This window comes from Kitasatospora sp. NPDC057965 (assembly GCF_042887135.1).
Lineage (GTDB): Bacteria > Actinomycetota > Actinomycetes > Streptomycetales > Streptomycetaceae > Kitasatospora.
The window spans coordinates 218,268-233,325 of sequence record NZ_JBHVPZ010000011.1 but is presented as its reverse complement, the minus strand read 5'-3'; the positions used below and the strand labels follow the sequence as shown (position 1 = coordinate 233,325).

Annotated in this window: 19 protein-coding genes and 1 pseudogene; 7 read left to right on the top strand and 13 right to left on the bottom strand. The window is 70.5% G+C overall.

Annotation, left to right across the window (positions count from 1 at the left end; genetic code table 11):
- Positions 1 to 31: 31 nt before the first annotated feature.
- The 4 genes and pseudogenes from ACFVVU_RS16975 to ACFVVU_RS16960 all read left to right on the top strand — a co-directional run bounded on the left by ACFVVU_RS16975 (position 32) and on the right by ACFVVU_RS16960 (position 1,244).
- Positions 32 to 536, top strand: a pseudogene (locus ACFVVU_RS16975) (DUF5753 domain-containing protein).
- Positions 533 to 739, top strand: coding sequence for a DUF397 domain-containing protein (locus tag ACFVVU_RS16970; protein ID WP_387790607.1), 207 nt, complete (start codon positions 533 to 535; stop codon positions 737 to 739). The pseudogene ACFVVU_RS16975 and the gene ACFVVU_RS16970 overlap by 4 nt, the downstream one beginning before the upstream one ends.
- A gap of 76 nt (positions 740 to 815) precedes the next feature.
- Complete coding sequence (locus ACFVVU_RS16965) at positions 816 to 1,025, top strand: DUF397 domain-containing protein (protein ID WP_387790605.1); 210 nt, start codon at positions 816 to 818, stop codon at positions 1,023 to 1,025.
- A 21-nt stretch (positions 1,026 to 1,046) separates the two neighbouring features.
- The gene (locus ACFVVU_RS16960; RefSeq protein ID WP_387790603.1) at positions 1,047 to 1,244 is read left to right on the top strand and encodes a DUF397 domain-containing protein; all 198 of its coding nucleotides are present in this window, start codon (positions 1,047 to 1,049) and stop codon (positions 1,242 to 1,244) included.
- A 64-nt stretch (positions 1,245 to 1,308) separates the two neighbouring features.
- On the opposite strand, the gene ACFVVU_RS16955 is transcribed toward ACFVVU_RS16960, so the two are convergent.
- From ACFVVU_RS16955 to ACFVVU_RS16940, 4 genes are all read right to left on the bottom strand, one after another.
- Positions 1,309 to 2,121 carry a hypothetical protein gene (locus ACFVVU_RS16955; RefSeq protein ID WP_387790602.1) on the bottom strand — a complete coding sequence of 271 codons (813 nt, stop codon included), beginning with the start codon at positions 2,119 to 2,121 and terminating at the stop codon, positions 1,309 to 1,311.
- Positions 2,122 to 2,307: 186 nt separating this feature from the next.
- Positions 2,308 to 2,442: a hypothetical protein gene (locus ACFVVU_RS16950; RefSeq protein WP_387790600.1), complete on the bottom strand. Its 135-nt coding sequence runs from the start codon at positions 2,440 to 2,442 to the stop codon at positions 2,308 to 2,310.
- A gap of 309 nt (positions 2,443 to 2,751) precedes the next feature.
- Positions 2,752 to 3,396: a hypothetical protein gene (locus ACFVVU_RS16945; protein WP_387790598.1), complete on the bottom strand. Its 645-nt coding sequence runs from the start codon at positions 3,394 to 3,396 to the stop codon at positions 2,752 to 2,754.
- Positions 3,393 to 4,004, bottom strand: coding sequence for a hypothetical protein (locus tag ACFVVU_RS16940; protein WP_387790597.1), 612 nt, complete (start codon positions 4,002 to 4,004; stop codon positions 3,393 to 3,395). Before ACFVVU_RS16940 ends, ACFVVU_RS16945 begins: the two co-directional genes overlap by 4 nt.
- A 316-nt stretch (positions 4,005 to 4,320) precedes the next feature.
- Between ACFVVU_RS16940 and ACFVVU_RS16935 the strand changes: the two genes are divergently transcribed.
- Positions 4,321 to 5,061, top strand: a complete 741-nt coding sequence (locus tag ACFVVU_RS16935) for a VOC family protein (RefSeq protein ID WP_387790595.1) — start codon at positions 4,321 to 4,323, stop codon at positions 5,059 to 5,061.
- Between the two features lie 80 nt (positions 5,062 to 5,141).
- Here ACFVVU_RS16935 and ACFVVU_RS16930 read toward each other — a convergent pair whose 3' ends face one another.
- The 3 genes from ACFVVU_RS16930 to ACFVVU_RS16920 form a co-directional block, all read right to left on the bottom strand.
- Positions 5,142 to 5,543 carry a hypothetical protein gene (locus ACFVVU_RS16930; RefSeq protein ID WP_387790593.1) on the bottom strand — a complete coding sequence of 134 codons (402 nt, stop codon included), beginning with the start codon at positions 5,541 to 5,543 and terminating at the stop codon, positions 5,142 to 5,144.
- A 339-nt stretch (positions 5,544 to 5,882) separates the two neighbouring features.
- Complete coding sequence (locus tag ACFVVU_RS16925) at positions 5,883 to 6,626, bottom strand: alpha/beta hydrolase (protein WP_387790592.1); 744 nt, start codon at positions 6,624 to 6,626, stop codon at positions 5,883 to 5,885.
- 225 nt (positions 6,627 to 6,851) lie between these two features.
- Positions 6,852 to 7,430: a TetR/AcrR family transcriptional regulator gene (locus ACFVVU_RS16920; protein WP_380689723.1), complete on the bottom strand. Its 579-nt coding sequence runs from the start codon at positions 7,428 to 7,430 to the stop codon at positions 6,852 to 6,854.
- A 114-nt stretch (positions 7,431 to 7,544) separates the two neighbouring features.
- Between ACFVVU_RS16920 and ACFVVU_RS16915 the strand changes: the two genes are divergently transcribed.
- Complete coding sequence (locus ACFVVU_RS16915; RefSeq protein WP_387790590.1) at positions 7,545 to 8,624, top strand: Gfo/Idh/MocA family protein; 1,080 nt, start codon at positions 7,545 to 7,547, stop codon at positions 8,622 to 8,624.
- 576 nt (positions 8,625 to 9,200) lie between these two features.
- Here ACFVVU_RS16915 and ACFVVU_RS16910 read toward each other — a convergent pair.
- A complete protein-coding gene (locus ACFVVU_RS16910) occupies positions 9,201 to 10,535 on the bottom strand; it encodes a prealbumin-like fold domain-containing protein (protein WP_387790653.1) in 1,335 nt (444 codons plus the stop codon).
- Positions 10,536 to 10,745: 210 nt separating this feature from the next.
- On the opposite strand from ACFVVU_RS16910, the gene ACFVVU_RS16905 reads away from it, so the two are divergent.
- Positions 10,746 to 11,066, top strand: coding sequence for a hypothetical protein (locus ACFVVU_RS16905; RefSeq protein ID WP_387790588.1), 321 nt, complete (start codon positions 10,746 to 10,748; stop codon positions 11,064 to 11,066).
- A gap of 13 nt (positions 11,067 to 11,079) precedes the next feature.
- On the opposite strand, the gene ACFVVU_RS16900 is transcribed toward ACFVVU_RS16905, so the two are convergent.
- The 5 genes from ACFVVU_RS16900 to ACFVVU_RS16880 all read right to left on the bottom strand — a co-directional run bounded on the left by ACFVVU_RS16900 (position 11,080) and on the right by ACFVVU_RS16880 (position 15,043).
- Positions 11,080 to 11,235, bottom strand: a complete 156-nt coding sequence (locus tag ACFVVU_RS16900; protein WP_387790587.1) for a hypothetical protein — start codon at positions 11,233 to 11,235, stop codon at positions 11,080 to 11,082.
- Positions 11,232 to 12,410 carry a Cmx/CmrA family chloramphenicol efflux MFS transporter gene (locus ACFVVU_RS16895; RefSeq protein ID WP_387790585.1) on the bottom strand — a complete coding sequence of 393 codons (1,179 nt, stop codon included), beginning with the start codon at positions 12,408 to 12,410 and terminating at the stop codon, positions 11,232 to 11,234. Before ACFVVU_RS16895 ends, ACFVVU_RS16900 begins: the two co-directional genes overlap by 4 nt.
- Positions 12,411 to 13,291: 881 nt before the next feature.
- Positions 13,292 to 13,600 carry a hypothetical protein gene (locus tag ACFVVU_RS16890; protein ID WP_387790583.1) on the bottom strand — a complete coding sequence of 103 codons (309 nt, stop codon included), beginning with the start codon at positions 13,598 to 13,600 and terminating at the stop codon, positions 13,292 to 13,294.
- A 305-nt stretch (positions 13,601 to 13,905) separates the two neighbouring features.
- Complete coding sequence (locus tag ACFVVU_RS16885) at positions 13,906 to 14,427, bottom strand: hypothetical protein (RefSeq protein WP_380681386.1); 522 nt, start codon at positions 14,425 to 14,427, stop codon at positions 13,906 to 13,908.
- Positions 14,428 to 14,734: 307 nt separating this feature from the next.
- Complete coding sequence (locus tag ACFVVU_RS16880; RefSeq protein WP_387790582.1) at positions 14,735 to 15,043, bottom strand: hypothetical protein; 309 nt, start codon at positions 15,041 to 15,043, stop codon at positions 14,735 to 14,737.
- Positions 15,044 to 15,058 lie beyond the last annotated feature (15 nt).

Genomic DNA, 15,058 nt, shown 5'->3' with positions numbered 1-15,058 from the left:
GGCGAAGTGTCGTCGGATCCGCGAATTCTCGATGATGATCGTCACTGGGCTGTTTCAGGTGCCGGAGTATGCGGAGGCGCTGGCGTATGCGGCTGTACAGCGCGGGGCGATCACCCAGTCCGAGGCCGAGCAGCGCGTCGAGTTCGTGTTGGCCCGTCAACGACTCTTTGAGCGGAAGAACCCGCCACTGATCCACCTGGTGATGGACGAGACCTGTCTGGCTCGACCGATCGGCGGACGGCGTGAAGCAGCTCGACCGCATTGCTGACTTGGCCTCTCGCCCGAACATCACCGTTCAGGTGGCGCCGTTCTCCCTGGGCGAGCACCTGCCGTTTGCCTTGCCGGTGACCTTGCTTGACCTGCCGGATGGTTCGGTCGTGGGATACGCCGAGTCGCACGCTCGTGGCTACCTTGAACGGGTCCGTGAGACGGTCAGGGCGTGGGAGAGGCAGTACGATCAGTTGGTGGTGGAGGCGCTGCCCAAGGCTGCCTCCCTGGCGCTGGTCCACAAGGCTCGAAAGGAGCTAGCCCCATGAACCTCGACCTGTCTGGCGCATCCTGGGTTAAGTCGTCGCACTCCACGAACGGCGGTCAGTGCGTGGAAGTCTCCGCGAGCTTCCCGGGCGCCGTCCCCGTCCGTGACTCGAAGGACCCGGAGGGCCCGTCCCTCGTCTTCCCGGCCTCCGCCTGGCGCGCGTTCGTCGCCGGTGTGCAGGCGGGCGAGTTCGGTACGGTCTGACTCAGTCTCACAGCGCGCCCCGACCGGATTCCCGGTCGGGGCTCGGTGCTTGTGGCGTCGCGCTACCGTGTTCGACATGAAGCCGAACGCCTCCACCCCTGTGCACTGGCGCAAGAGCTCCTACAGCAACAACGGTGGCCAGTGTGTCGAGGTCGCGACCCCGCACCTCACCACCGTTCACGTCCGCGACTCCAAGGACCCCGACGGTCCCGCTCTCCTCTTTCCCGCCCCCGCCTGGCACCCCTTCCTCACGGCCGTTCGGGCAGGCGAGTTCGACATCCTCTGACGATCGAAGGGATGCAGCCTCATGAGCCCCGATCTCACCTGGTTCAAGTCGTCGTTCTCCACCAATGGCGGTGAGTGCGTGGAGGTCTCCGCGAGCCTCCCCGGTGCCGTCCCCGTCCGTGACTCCAAGGACCCCCAGGGTCCGGCCCTCGTCTTCCCTGCCTCCGCCTGGCGCGCGTTCGTCGCCGGTGTGCAGGCGGGCGAGTTCGGCACCGTCTGACCCAAGCGCACCGCACGGGCCCCGACCGGATTCCCGGTCGGGGCCGGCTCATCGGAGTGCCGCGCTACCGGCGTCGTGCGGCAGTTGCCCGAACTTCCGCCAGGGCGCGTTCACGGTCGACCGGCGGAGGCCGGAACCGGTCCGGGGCCAGCCGGACGTGCTCCTGCCAGGAGTCCTGCCAGAACTCCACGGTCCAGCCGGGCCAGCGCTCCGCCATCTCGTACGCTTCGGCCGTCGCCCCGAGCGCCCACCACCCCACCCGGCGCCGCAGCGGATCGATATGGAGGCCGGCATCGGCGGGCACCGTGCACAGCCCGTGTTCGGGGCCGCCCCGCAGCCGGTCGAGCAGTGCGGCGCCCTCCCGGACCGGGTGGTCGGAGACGTTCGCCACCACGTAGCAGTGCTCCGAGCCGACGGTCACCACGATGACCGTCGGCTCGGGGTCCAACAGCTCCTCGTGCCCCGGTTCCAGCACCGCTCCTCGAAAAGTGTCCCGCCCGCGATCACGCACAGGCTCCGGGTCCAGTCCCAGATAGGTCCGCAGCTCGGCGGGGCCGTCGTACATCCACCGCACATCCCACCCCGGCCACGCGTCCCGCAGCAGTTCCAGGGTCGCGGCCCGGTACCGCATCACGGTGCTCGGCCCCTCCCAGGCGAACAGCAGCAGCACCTTCCGGCCGAGGTCGATCAGCGCGGCTCCCTGGCAGTACACGTCGTCCAGCCACCAGCCGTCCGCCCCCAGACTCCGGACCGCCGAGAGCGTCTCGGCAGGCCCCGCCAGCAGGTCGAGATCAAGGCCCACCGCACCCCAGCGGTCGAGGTACAGCTCGTACTCGCCGCTCTCGCGGACAACGACAAAGTTCGCTCGATCGGCCACGCGGCCAGCATGACGGGCACCGGCAGCCGCACGCCACCCAATTGGCGTCCCTGCGGGGTCACCCCAGAACAGCCGCAGGTCAGCACCAACGACAGCGCCCCGCCGGGTGCTCGGCCGAACGGGGCGTCTTGCTGTCCGGCCACCGGACAGGGCGGTGCACGATGTTGACCCAAGGGCCCGCGTGCGTCAGATCGGCAGGTCCCACCCGGGGCCGTCCTCGGCGCCGAGCCGGACGCGCTGGCCGGCAGCCGAGACCGTGATCCCGAACCGGTCCTGATGGGGTTCGCCGGCGGCCTGCCAGCGCTGTACGGCTCGTTCCACCCGGTCCCACAGGCGGACGGGACCGCGTTGGACGACCGTCCACCCGCCGTCAGGGTTGAGGCTGGTCCGGGCCTGCGAACTGAGCTTCCCCCACTGAGCGGGAGGTGTTGATTACCTGGTCAGGACGGGGGTGGCGGTGAGGTGGGCACGACCGACGCCGGTCTCCGGGACGAGTCTCGGAGACCGGCGTCACCCACCGATCACTCGCAATCGACCAACAGCAGCTGGCTTCCCGGTCGGGGCCCGCTGCTCGGGGTGTGCCGCGCCACCGTAACCGGGGCACCACCGTGGACACGCCCGCAGGGCGGCTCAGACCATCCGGAACGCCAGGGCGTTGTCGGCGGACAGCTTGAGGGTGTAGATCAACACCGATCCGTAGACCTCGTCCCGGTAGGTGGTCCGGACGGCGTCGAGGAAGTATCCCCAGCGATCGTCCTGGATCACCGACCAGCCCGCCTCGTTGGTGTGGATGCGGAACTTGAGTCCCCGGCCCTGGATATCGACGCACGGGTCGACGGTGACTTCGGCGTTGGGGCTCGCCACCGGATCGGTGACGGTGAGGCAGTCGAAAGCGGGCCAGGGCATGAGGTAGACGGCCGGCCCCTCACCCCGGCAGATGTACCAACTGGTGCTCCCCTCCCAGTCGGTGGTCAGCAGTTCGGCCTGGTGGCGGCGGAACGGCCGGTCCGGGTCTGACTTCTTGTAGGGGTGGCTGGAGAGATAGGTCGGACCGTACTTCTGTATCGGCCGTGGGAAGACACGGGGATCCGACGGCTTGCCCCAGTCGTCGTAGGGGCTCTGGAACCGGACCGTGGACGGGTCGCACACCGTGCCGCCCGGGCCCGGCAGGGAACCGGCCGCCGAGGCCTGCGGGGCCGCGAGTAGCAACAGGGCGCTGGCGAAGGCGAGTACCAGCGCGGCGAGGGCGCGGGCGGGGCGGGTGACCGTGCTCACGGGCACTGCAGCCTGCGCCGGGCCAGATCCTGGACGCTGCCCGGGGTGACGGTGCTGTCGCAGGCGATGGAGCCCTTGACCTCGGCGTCGAACGTCAGATAGGTGCTCGTGCCGCCGGGCAGGGTGTTCACCCAGACACCTGTGCTCGGGCCGGTCCGGGCGCACTGGTAGCGGACGAAATCGCCTTCGACCTTGTTGGTGCCCTTGAACATCCCGTAGTCACCGGGCCGGTTGATGTTCACGGTGAGCGTCTGCGACCAACTGTGGGTGCTGGCCGTGGTCCTCTGCACCGACCAGCCGATCTTGGCCGAGACCTTGGCGAACAGGATGCCCGCCGACGCGTTGATCTCCACCGAGTTGTTGTAGGTGGTGCTGACGCTCTCGACCTCGGAGAGCGTCTCCGTGAAGGTGCCGGTGGTGCCGGGCGCGATGGAGATGACGGCCCAGTGCGTGACCGTGGGGGTGACCCGGACGTTGACGACGTCCTGCCAGATCGTCTCCAGGTTCGGGTTGCAGGTGTCGGACGGCGGCCGGGGCAGCGGGTCGGCATGTGCCGCGCCCGCGGCGAGGCCGCTGACTCCGGCGAGGGTGGCGGTCAGGGTGGCCAATGCGGCCAGACGTCGGCGAAGGTGGTGCCGCGAGACAGCTTCCACAGGGAACCTCCAGGTGGTCGGGCTGCCAGGCCAATGACAGTGCGTGCCCGGCACGTCACCGGATTATTCCTCGCCTACGAATGACATGCCCATCCCAGGGGGTTGGGATGTTCACGACCCCGGGCGGCGTGTTACGGACAGCGCGCCGACAGGGACGTGCGCGCCGCGTGAGTGCCTCTGCCGAATCGGCCTCCAATGGTCGGGCCACGGCGGTCTGGGCGCATCCAAATCGCGTTGGCCTGGGCCGATGACGGCTCCTAGGATCCTCGGTATGGCAACAAGACTCGTGCAGATCAACATGAAGGCCCAGGACGACGCCGCCCTCGGCCGGTTCTGGGCGGAGGCCCTCGGCTGGGGTGTCGACAGCGAGGGACCCGGCGTGACCAACCTCGAACCCGTGGGTTTCGCCTACCCCGACCCCGTGGCCGTCTGCATCGACATTGTCGCCCGCCCGGAGCCCAAGACGGTGAAGAACCGGGTGCACATCGATCTGGCCACCACCTCGACCGCCCATCAGGCGGAGCTGGTCGCGCGTCTGAAGGCTCTCGGCGCGAGGCTCGCCGACGTGGGTCAGGGCGACGTCCCCTGGACGGTCATGGCCGACCCTGAAGGCAATGAGTTCTGCGTCCTGGAGCCCCGCCCGGTCTACCGGAGCACCGGGCCGATCGCTGCGGTGGTGGTCGACTGCGCCGATCCGCGGGAGATGGCCCGGTTCTGGGGCCAGGCGATGGACTGGACGGTGCACGAGGTCACTGACGACACCGCGACCATGCGGTCCGCTGCGGGCGTCGGCCCCTACCTGGAGTTCGTCCGCACCCCCGACACCAAGAGCGGGTGGAACCGCGTCCACCTCGACGTCCGCCCCTACCCCGGTGACGACCCGGAGGCGGAAGCGGCCCGACTGCGCGCCCTGGGTGCCACCGACCCCGGCGACTTCGACCGGTCCGCGGTCTCCTGGACGGTTCTGGCCGACCCGGAGGGCAACGAGTTCTGCCTTCTCAGCCCTCTCTGACCCGGGCCGGCGGCCATTCGACTCCGTCCGACGCAAGCTCACCGCGCGTGCCCCGACCGGCTTCCCGGTCGGGGCTCGGCTCAGAAGATCTCCAACAACGGCGAGGTCAGCGTCACCTCAAGGTCCGCCGCGACAACGAGGGCCGCGAACGCGACGACACCGCGCTCGGGCGCGCGGAAGTGCCATACGGGTCCGGTGAAGTCCGCGAGCTCGGCACCCGAGGAGTCCACGACACGGTTCCGCGGGAATCGCGCCCTGGCGACGAACACGGTGTCACCGGCCTCCAGCCTGACGAACCGGCCTCGCGGCCCGAGGGTGCGCCGGCGGGTGAGGCGTCCCTTCACGCCGAGCAGGGAGACCTCGACCCCGCCCTTAACATGGCGCCGGGCCGCGTAGCCCGGCGGGCCCATGCCGTCCACCGAGAGGATCTCGGTGCCGTCCAGCACGAACTCCCAGCGCTCGACGGCGCCCCCGAGCGACACCGGGGGACCGGCCGGCCCTCTGAAGACGGTGATCCTTCCCAGCGGCGAGTCCAGTTCCGCGGCCGCCCGCCGCGACTTCACCGGATTTCGCCATGCCCTGCGGCTCTCAACAGGCCGGAGTTCCACACCCGTTCCCTCCCCATGGCCCACCCGCGCCGGGAGCCTTCAGAGCCTCTACCCACCTTGGGTCGACGCACCCGTGCGCGCCCGATCCAGGTCGGCCTTCGCCGCCGTCCGACGTCATCTCACCGCGTGGGGCCCATGCCGAATCGGCATGGGCCCCACGCGGTAGGGCCGGCGGCGTCTATCGTCCGGCGCCGGCGGCCCGACGGCCCGGCATCACTTCAGGTGCCGGGCGAAGAAGCGGGCGCCCGCGTCGAGTTCGAAGTGCGGGACGCCGGTGTGCCCACCCGTATTGGCGTGCAGCGTCTTCTGCTCGGAGCCGAACGCGTCGAACAGGTCCAGTGCCGCCTGCCGGTCGTTCCCCTCGTCGTCCCACTGCAGGAGGACCTGCAACGGGACGGTGACCCGGCGGGCGTCCTCGACGATCGCGGTGGGCACGAAGCTCCCGGCGAACAGGTTGGCGGCCGCGATGCGCGGCTCGACCACCGCCAGTCGGACGCCGATGGAGATCACGCCTCCCTCGTACCCCACCGGGCCGCCGGTCTCCGGCAGCGACAGCAGGGCGTCCAGGGCGGCCCGCCATTCCGGGACCGCCCTGTCGACGAGCGGGAGGACGAGCGCGTCCACGATCTCGTCGGTGACCGGCTCGCCCGCCTGCATCACCCGGCGCAGGTCGGCGCGAGCCTGCTCGGCTGCGTCCCAACGGGGCCGGTCGCCGCTGCCGGGGAGTTCGATGGTGGCCGCGGCGAAGCCGTACTCCGCCGCGTAGTACCGGGCCCGCCCGGCCACCCGGGGGTACATCGTGCGCAGTCCGAGCGGAGGAAGGCCGATCAGGATCAGCGGGGCCGGCGCGGACGCGGAGGCGGATCCGGGCGTCCACAGGATGCCGGGGATCTCGCCGAGGGTGAATTCGCGTTCGAGGACGCCGTCGTCGAGGAGGTTCTCGGAAGTGAAGTGCACGGTCGTGCCTTTCGGGAGTGCTCTGGAACGGCGCTCCCGGACGACCTATCGCCCGACCGTGGCCCCGGAGGGGAGCGCCCATGTCGATACTGCGTTCACGGGTCCCACCTCCTCTTTCTCTCGCACGGCCTCCGGAAAGCTAGCAGTGATCGCGGCGGTCTGCCAAGCGGGTTTCGCCGCGCGACCTCCGCAGCCGGGGCACCGCCTCGCCGAGGCCGGGCCCGTTCAGTCGAACAGGGCACGCAGGGCCGACTCGGCGACCCGGGTCAGCTCCTCGCGGGTGCGCCCGGCGGCGGCCTGGACGGCGATGCCGTCGGAGACGGTGTGGACGAGTACGGCGAGGTCGGCCGGCTCGTGGCCGGGCGGCAGGTCGTCCGCCTGTTCCAGCCGGCGGCGTAGCGCCGCCTCCCCGGCCTTGCGCGCCGCGACCGCGTCGCGCCGCACCGGTGCGCCGTCGGGCCCCCCGGCCTGGACGCTCTTGACGCACAGGCAGCCGTGCGCCGTCTCCTGGCCGGTGGTGAGGTCGACGGCGCCGTGGACCAGCAGCCGGACGACCTCGCGGGCGGTGGGCGCCTCCAGTGCGGCGGCGGTGTAGCCGCCGGGGCCTTCGAGGTAGCGGGCGAGGACCTTGCCGAAGAGTTCCTCCTTGTTGCCGAAGGCCGCGTAGAGGCTGGGCTTGTTGATGCCCATGGCGGTGGTGAGGTCGGTCAGCGAGGTGCCCTCGTAGCCCTGCCGCCAGAAGACCTCAAGGGCCCGGTCGAGGGCGGTGTCGGCGTCGAACGAGCGTGGGCGTCCGCCGGGCATGGTGTCCTCCGTGCTCCCCGGAAAGTTTTTTACCTATCGGTACATTACCCCTTGCGCCCGCGCCCGACCCCGTCCTAGTTTCTTACCGATAGGTACACAACTAGGGGGTACAACATGATCCGAGTCGGAGTGGTCGGGGCGAGCGGATGGGCGGACGGCTCGCACCTGCCCGCGCTCACGGGACTCCCCGAGTACGAGGTGACCGCGGTCGCGACGACCAACCAGGCCAGCGCCGACCGCGTGGCCAAGGCACACGGCGTCCCGCACGCCTTCGCCGACGCCGCCACGCTCGCCGCCCACCCGGACGTCGACCTGGTCGTCGTCTCGGTGCGGGTGACCCGGCACGCGGCGGTGATCCGCGCCGCGCTGGAGGCGGGCAAGCACGTCGTGTCCGAGTGGCCGCTGGCCGTCAGCGAACAGGAGGCGGGCGAACTCACCGCCGCCGCCGAGGCCGCGGGCGTGAGCCACGCGGTCGTCCTCCAGGGCCACCATTCCCCGAGTGTCAGGTTCGTCGCCGACCTGGTCGCCGCGGGCCGGATCGGCACGCTCGAATCGGCGGCGCTCATCGCCGCGGGCGACCCGTTCGGCGGCACCAGTATCCCGGCCGACCTGGCCTGGAGCCTCGACGCCGCCGCCGGGAACTCCATCCTCACGATCATGGCGGGCCACTTCCTGGCGACCCTGGAGCGGGTCGCGGGCCGGTTCACCGAGGTCTCGGCCCGACTCCCGCGCCTGCACGAACGCGTCCGGGTCGACGGCGCGGAGCGCACCGAGGCCAACGGGACGCCCGACCAGGTGCTGCTGCACGGACTGCTGGAGGGCGGCGCCGCCGCGTCGGCGACCATCCACGGCGGCCACGCGCGTGCCGCGGACGGGTTCCTGCTCAAGCTCGCGGGCAGCACCGGCACCCTCACCGCCACCCCCGCGGACGGGGCGGCGTACATCCACTGGGGCGACTGGGAGATCCGGGTCGACGGCGAACTCCTGGCGGTGCCCGACTCCTACCGGACCGTACCGGCGAGCGTCCCGGCGGGCACGCCCGCCCACATCGCGGCCCTCTACCGGGACGTCGCCGCCGCCATCGCCGAGGGGCGCCGACCGGACCCCGACTTCGCGGACGGCCTGCGGTACCACCGGCTGCTCGCCGCCATCGAACGCTCGGCGGCCACGGCGAGCCCGCAGGAGGTTCCGTGAACCCGCCCGGCGTGCGTCCTTGAGCGCGACGCGCCGACCGACCCGCGGTGCGACGGGTGCCCGAACGCCGTCCGGCCCCGCCGGACCGGCTCGCGCCCGTGGGCCCGGGCGCGAGCCGGACGGGAGGAGGGTCGGTCAGTCTCCGACGGCCGGCCCGGCCGGACGTCCCCGGCCTACCCGACGCGCACTCAACAGGTGACCGGCGCCGTGACCGTGGCGGTCAGCGGCGACCAGCGAGGTTCTCTATCTTCGGGGAGCGGCAGTAGGGGCTGTGAAGTCATGTGATATGTCGCGCCTGATACTTGGGATGGTGTCACCATGTCCCGCCCCTGGCCGGCTGCCCGACGCGATCGGGACGGCCTGGTCGCAGGCCATCACGCAGGCCTGCGTCGTCCACTTGATGCGACGCGCGAGCTTCCGCTACGCGGCCCGACAGGGCTGGGACAGGACGAGTGAGTAGGGCCGACGCCCGTTGGCCATGGGTTGCGACCGCGCGCGAATGCGCGGAGCGCGAGGACCGGTGGTGTCTTGCTGTGGCCTGGCGCTCCGCGAGTGGATGTGTGGTGTGGGTCGCGGTCAGCTGTCGTTGTCGCCGTGGCCGGGGGGCTCGGGTGTGTCGTAGTCATCGTGGTCGCCGTGGTCGCCGTGGTCGCCGTGGTGACCGTGGCAGTGCGGCTTCGCGGTGTCGTCGGCGGTGATGCTGACGCCGCCGGCGGCGTTGTCGACGGTCAGGACGAGTGGGCCGAAGACACGGTCGTCGGGGAGCAGGTAGCCGGCCGGGGCTTGGGTCTCTTCCCAGTAGTAGGTGCCGACGGGAACGTTGCGGGCGCAGGTACCGTCCGTGCCGGTCACGCAGGGCTCGCCGATGCTGGTGTCGGGATTGGTGCCGGTGGTCTGGAGTCCGGGAGTGCCGTTGGTCTCCTCCCAGAGCTGGAAGGTGGCACCCGCGAGGGGGGTCTGGGTGTCGGCGTCCTGCTTGAGGACCGTCACGTCGCCGGTCACGACGGCGCAGGGCACCCAGGTGAGGGTGGCCTCGCCGTTGCCCTGACGGGCTCCGGTGACGAACACGGCGTTCGCGGGGCCGCTGCTGGATCCTCCTCCGCCGCCTGCGCCGCTGTTGGAGGAGGTGGGGGACGCGGCCCCGCCGCCGCCCCCGGTGGCTCCCGCGCCTCCGCCGCCGCCCGCACCACCATGGGGGTCGAGGATGCTGTTCCCGCCGGCGCCTCCGACCGGTCCGACGGCCGGGCTGCCATTCTGACCGTTGGGGTCGATGTGGGGTGCGTTGATGCCGCCCTGCCCACCCTCGCCGCCGGGCCTGCCCGGCTTGCCTTCGTCGTCTCCTGGGAGCCCCTGGCCCGGCTCGCCCGCTTGGCCGGCGTCCCCGCCGCCGATGGCGGTGGAGAAGAACGACGCGCCGCCTCCGCCGCCTCCGCCTGCCACGACCAGAGGTGTCGTACCGGTGCCGACCGTGGTCCGGCCCCCGCCTCCGCCGGCGGCGATGCCGACGATCTGACCGTCCGCGATGTAGGCGCCGCCCCGGCCGCCCCCGTTGTAGCCGCCCTGGGTGTGCTCCGGATCGCTGTAGTCTCCGGGGTGCCCGGCGCCGCCCACGTTCACCGTGAGGACTTCTCCCGGTGTCACGTCGAACACGGCCGACACCTCCGCCCCCCGGCCACCCGGGACGCCGTACTGGCCGTCCCCTCCGGCGGCCCCGAACGCGTCGACACTCACCTCGCACACGCCCTCCGGGACCGTGACCTGTTCAGGCGCCCCGGTGAAGGTGAAGGTGGAGCTCTGCGAAACCTGCCGCGCAGCGGGGTCCGGGCTCGCCAGAGCGGTGGCCGGGAACACGGCCACTGTGGTCAGCCCGGCGACCAGCGCTCGTCCCGCGAATGAAAGATAATGTCTCATAAGGGAAGAATCGGATATGGGGGCGGGCGGCGCGCGACGGGTATCCACCAGGTAGCCGAACAACGCACTCAGCAGGGGTAAGCCCCACTACTGGTCTCAACCGCTCCCGGATCCCGCGAGGAGTGCCGGATCCGGCCACTGGGCGGCTCGAACCGGTCCGGCCGGTGGCTGCCCGTAGACTCGGGCGCGAGCCGTACGGAGTGAGGACCGATGGACTACTGCCGCCACGAGTTGAGCAACTGCGCGGACTGCGCCCCGCCCGCGCGGGCCGCTGCCGCGGGTGCTCCCGGTGCCGAGTGGGACGGCTGGCCGCCGTCGGCGATCATCATCCACGCCAGCCGGAAGGCCCATCTGCCCGGCTGCCCCCACATCGTCCCGGCCGACGTGCAACCCCCCGTCTACGGATGGGTGTTGGACCCAGCCCCGGGCGCCTGGCGCCGACTCTCCGACTCCGGCCCGCTGCACGCCACCGCGGGAAACCTCAAGCGCTCCGCGGTGAGCCGCTGCCAGGACTGCGACGCCGGCCAATAGGGCCGAAGGGGCGTCAGTTCCGGGCGGCCCGGCGCGACCTGTCCGCGTCACGCACCGCGCGCTCGGCCCGCACCGGGTTCCCCTTCCCGTCGTACGGGACGAGGGTGCGGCAGCGTTCGACGAGCCTTCGTCGTCCCTCGATGCTCAACGGGGCGATCGCATGCGTCACCGGGGCACCTCGGTGCTTCGATCCGCCGCGATCACACCGCGCAGGGGGAACGCGACAAGTAGCGTGACCAGGACAAGGAGTCCGCTCGCCCAGAGCGGGCCGAGGTCCCCGGCCGCCGTGCTGAGGGTTCTCGCGGCGATGAGGGGTCCAACAACAGCGCCCGCGTTGAGCGCGGCGGTCGCGTAGGAGCCGGCCATGGTGGGCGCTGCTGCCGCCTCGTAGAGCACCCGGGTGATCAGCGTGCTGCCCAGCGCGAACGACAGCGCGCCCAGGACGAACACGAGGGCGAGCAGAGCAACCGGCCTGTCGGCCAGCACGGCCAGGGCCGGCCAGCCGATGAGCAGCAGCGGACCGCCGACCGCAACGACGGGACCGGGGTGCTGGTCGGACCATCGGCCGGCGACGGTGACCCCGGCGAAGGACCCGGCACCGAAGAGCACCAGGACGACGGAGATCCATAGCTCGCCCAGCCCGGCGGTGTCGGTCACGACGGGGGCGAGGAAGGTGAAGCCGGCGAAGGTTGCCGCGTTCACCATGGCGCCGAGCAGCATGATCAGGAGCAACCGTGGCCTCTTGAGCTGCGCGAGTTCCGATCGCAAGGCCGGCCCGTCAGCAGTGGCCTTCTGCACACGTCGCGCCGGGATCCCTCGGACGATGCCGATGGTCGCGGGCAGACAGAGAGCGGCGATGGCCCAGAAAGCGGCCCGCCAGCCGAACAGTGAGCCGAGCACCGACCCCCCTGGGACACCGGCGATCGTGGCCACGGTGGTGCCCGACAACAGTACGGCGAGCGCGCGCCCCTTCCTGTCGGGTGAGACCAGCGTGGTGGCAGTCGTCAGAGCTATGGCGAGGAACCCCGCGTACGCGAGTGCTGCGGTCACCCGGGTCGCGACCAGGACCGGGAAGCTCCAGGTGGTAGCGCCCACGACGTGGGCTGCCAGGAACACGAGGACGAACCCCAGAAGACTGGACCGTCCGGGCCGGTTGCGGGCGAGCCCGGCCATGAGCGGGGCCCCGACGGTCAGTCCGATCGCGAATGCCGAGGTGAGCATGCCTGCTGTCCCGACTGTCACGTCGAGGTCCGAGGCGATGTCCGGCAGGAGGCCGGCGAGCATGAATTCCGAGGTGCCCATGGCGAAGATCGCCACGGCGAGCAGATACAGCGGGAGGGGCATCGAATGGCTCCGAGGTGAGGAGAAGCACGAGAAGGTCATCTCGTCACCGCGGTCAGCACCCAGGGGCGCACTCGTCCGGCCGCAGAACGCGGCGAGACGGCAGGACTACGAACTCAGTGGTTCAGGGGGCTGACGGCGTGACCGAAAGCCCCCACCGTGTCTGACTCAGGACTCGACATGGCCCGCACGGTACCTGATCGATGCCGTCGAGGTACATCGGTTTCACAGCTCTCGGTGTGTCATCAACGTCATGACCCGGAAGACCTGGGGCGACACCGATCGGGCCCCGCATCGGCCGCAGCCGAGTCCCGATCAGCACCCGTGGGTCGTGACCTCGCCCGGCTCCTGGTCCGATGGTGGGTGCGATCGGTGCGGAAACCGACGTTCGGCAGCCGCGTGCAGGCGAGCGGGAACGGTCAGGGCTCTCGGTTCCTCCTCCTCCGGACGCTGCCACGCCATCCGAGGATGAGCCCGAGGAGCGGAAGGGACGTCAGGCTCTGGCCGTCGGGCAGGAGCCACACGCTGAGGACTCCGACCACGACAATGATCACGAGCGCTTCCACCCGGAACCGTCGATCGCTGAGAGGATCCCAGCGCGGTCGCCCGACGGGACCCTCGTCCTGCTCGCCGCTGTGCCCCGGATCGTCCATGATCGACCCCTTCTCCCATGGGTGCTTCGATCCCATTCTCTCGGATCCGCATCGCTACAACAGGGGGATCAGCCAGATGGGATGGGAGTCGATCGTGCCCGGGCGACCGTCGTGGCCGACGCCGCCCACCACGGACAGGCGGTCGCCGGTGCCGATGACTTGCGTCGATCGATCCAGACGTATCGGAGAGCTCGCCCAGCCGGCCGCGACGTCCGCCGAACGCGGCGGCCCTCAGAAGGCGAACTCCATCCATCCGAAGAAGAGAACCAACGCCTTCTTGGCAGCACACCCCGGCCTGTGCCCCGTGATCACGAGGACGATCCAGGTGAGCAACACCCCCACCAGAGCGAAGGCGAGTACTCCGATTCCCGGTGCGGTGCCGACGAACACAAACAGCACCGCCGCAAGCCCCGCGACGCACACGATTGCGAGTCCGGCCTCGCGGAGGACCCTGGCCAAGGAAACAGGGCCGGTCCGCCGGTTCCTCAAATCGGCCTCGACGACCACGTGTTCGGTCGTACCGCACAGCGCCTTGTCCACCACGGTGCCTCCCCGATCACGCGCGGCCGGGGGACCGGAACTCGTGCTCCTGCCCCCCAACTGATCAACTGCCCGTCGGCGTCGATCCATGACGCGCTCGAACCATCCCCCGATGCTACGGTCCCGCCCTCAGCACGGTGACACCACGCCGCCGGCCCCACCGGAGAAGCGCCGACGGCCCGGAAGCTCCTACGCGACTGCCGACAGAAGGGCGGCGACCTGTGCCATGCGGGCGCAGACCGCCGGCCGGTCACCAGCCGGGGCCGGGGACAAGATCATTCCTTTGGTCCCGGACCCCCTCAGAATCAGTCCCACATTCCCAGACGCTTGAGGCGACGCTGCCGGAGCCGCTCCGAGATCGCCGTGAGACCGAAGACAAGCCCCATGAGCAGCCCGAAGATCACAGCGACCAGGGCGTTCGGCTCCTGGAGTGACAGCAACAAGAAGAAGAGGGTGAAGAACACAGCGGTGCAGAGGCCGGTGCCGACCGGGTGTCGGGCCACCCATTTCTGGATCCGCGTCGGACGCCGCTGCCCACCCATGGCCCGGTCCCAAGCCCAGAACCGATTCGCCGCAGAACGTCGCCGGTTCTGCTCGCCGGGAGGATCTGGCGGGCCGATCGGATGCCTGCCGAGGCCGGGCTGCAGGCCAGGTGTGTTGGGAGGCTCAGGGTCCCCGCCGCCGTCCTGTCCCGTACGGATGAGGGACACGAGATAGCGGAAGAGAGCCATCGTCGCCGTGGCGAGCATTCCTCCGACTCCGGCCCGGGCCGTGGTTCCCACGAGGGAGTCGGTGGGCAGCATGCCGACCCAGTAGAGGCTGAGCACCACCAGGACGGTGAAGCACAGGGCCGCTGCGAGTGCTCTTGCCGAGCGGGAGTGGATCACCGTGCTACCTCCGGATCTCGCGCCGCCGCGAAGGTGAGTGCTCCGAGTCCAGCCCGACGAAGGACCCTTGGCAAGGGAACGGGACCGGTCGGCCCTCTCCCGGACTGTACGCCGTCGCCATGCCGCCGTCCCCTCTGCCGAAAGCGGTGTTGCCCGGCAGCCGACCGGTGGGCGGCTGCCGGGCAGTGTTCTCGTTCAGTTCAGTTCCGCACGCAGCCGGATCAGTGGCTTGCTCGCCCCAAGGCCGTCAGATGGACTGCCACCAGTCGAACACCGTCACCAGTGATTTCTTGACCGCGCATGAGAAGTTGTGCCCCGCTACCAAGAAGCAGGCTGAGCATACGACCAACAGGGCCAGCGAAAGGGTGATGACGAAGACTCCGGGAGTCACGCCGGCGACCACGATCAGGAAGGCCGAGAAAGCGGCCATGAATCCTATGCCTGCAAGGCTGCACTTCAGCGCACTCCACCATGAAACGGCATGGATCGGACCGTCCAACGGTTCGGCCTTGACGACGAGGTGCCTGTTCGACCCGCAGAGTTCGCGATCAACCATGAGACCTCCGGACGA

Bases quoted from the DNA above. Each gene is read 5' to 3' on its own strand.
- ACFVVU_RS16970 (WP_387790607.1), top strand. From the start codon at position 533: ATGAACCTCGACCTGTCTGGCGCATCCTGGGTTAAGTCGTCGCACTCC.
- ACFVVU_RS16920 (WP_380689723.1), bottom strand. From the start codon at position 7,430: ATGCCCGGCGGACGCCCACGCTCGTTCGACGCCGACACCGCCCTCGAC.
- ACFVVU_RS16915 (WP_387790590.1), top strand. From the start codon at position 7,545: ATGATCCGAGTCGGAGTGGTCGGGGCGAGCGGATGGGCGGACGGCTCG.
- ACFVVU_RS16935 (WP_387790595.1), top strand. From the start codon at position 4,321: ATGGCAACAAGACTCGTGCAGATCAACATGAAGGCCCAGGACGACGCC.
- ACFVVU_RS16880 (WP_387790582.1), bottom strand. From the start codon at position 15,043: ATGGTTGATCGCGAACTCTGCGGGTCGAACAGGCACCTCGTCGTCAAG.
- ACFVVU_RS16905 (WP_387790588.1), top strand. From the start codon at position 10,746: ATGGACTACTGCCGCCACGAGTTGAGCAACTGCGCGGACTGCGCCCCG.
- ACFVVU_RS16965 (WP_387790605.1), top strand. From the start codon at position 816: ATGAAGCCGAACGCCTCCACCCCTGTGCACTGGCGCAAGAGCTCCTAC.
- ACFVVU_RS16910 (WP_387790653.1), bottom strand. From the start codon at position 10,535: ATGAGACATTATCTTTCATTCGCGGGACGAGCGCTGGTCGCCGGGCTG.
- ACFVVU_RS16895 (WP_387790585.1), bottom strand. From the start codon at position 12,410: ATGCCCCTCCCGCTGTATCTGCTCGCCGTGGCGATCTTCGCCATGGGC.
- ACFVVU_RS16960 (WP_387790603.1), top strand. From the start codon at position 1,047: ATGAGCCCCGATCTCACCTGGTTCAAGTCGTCGTTCTCCACCAATGGC.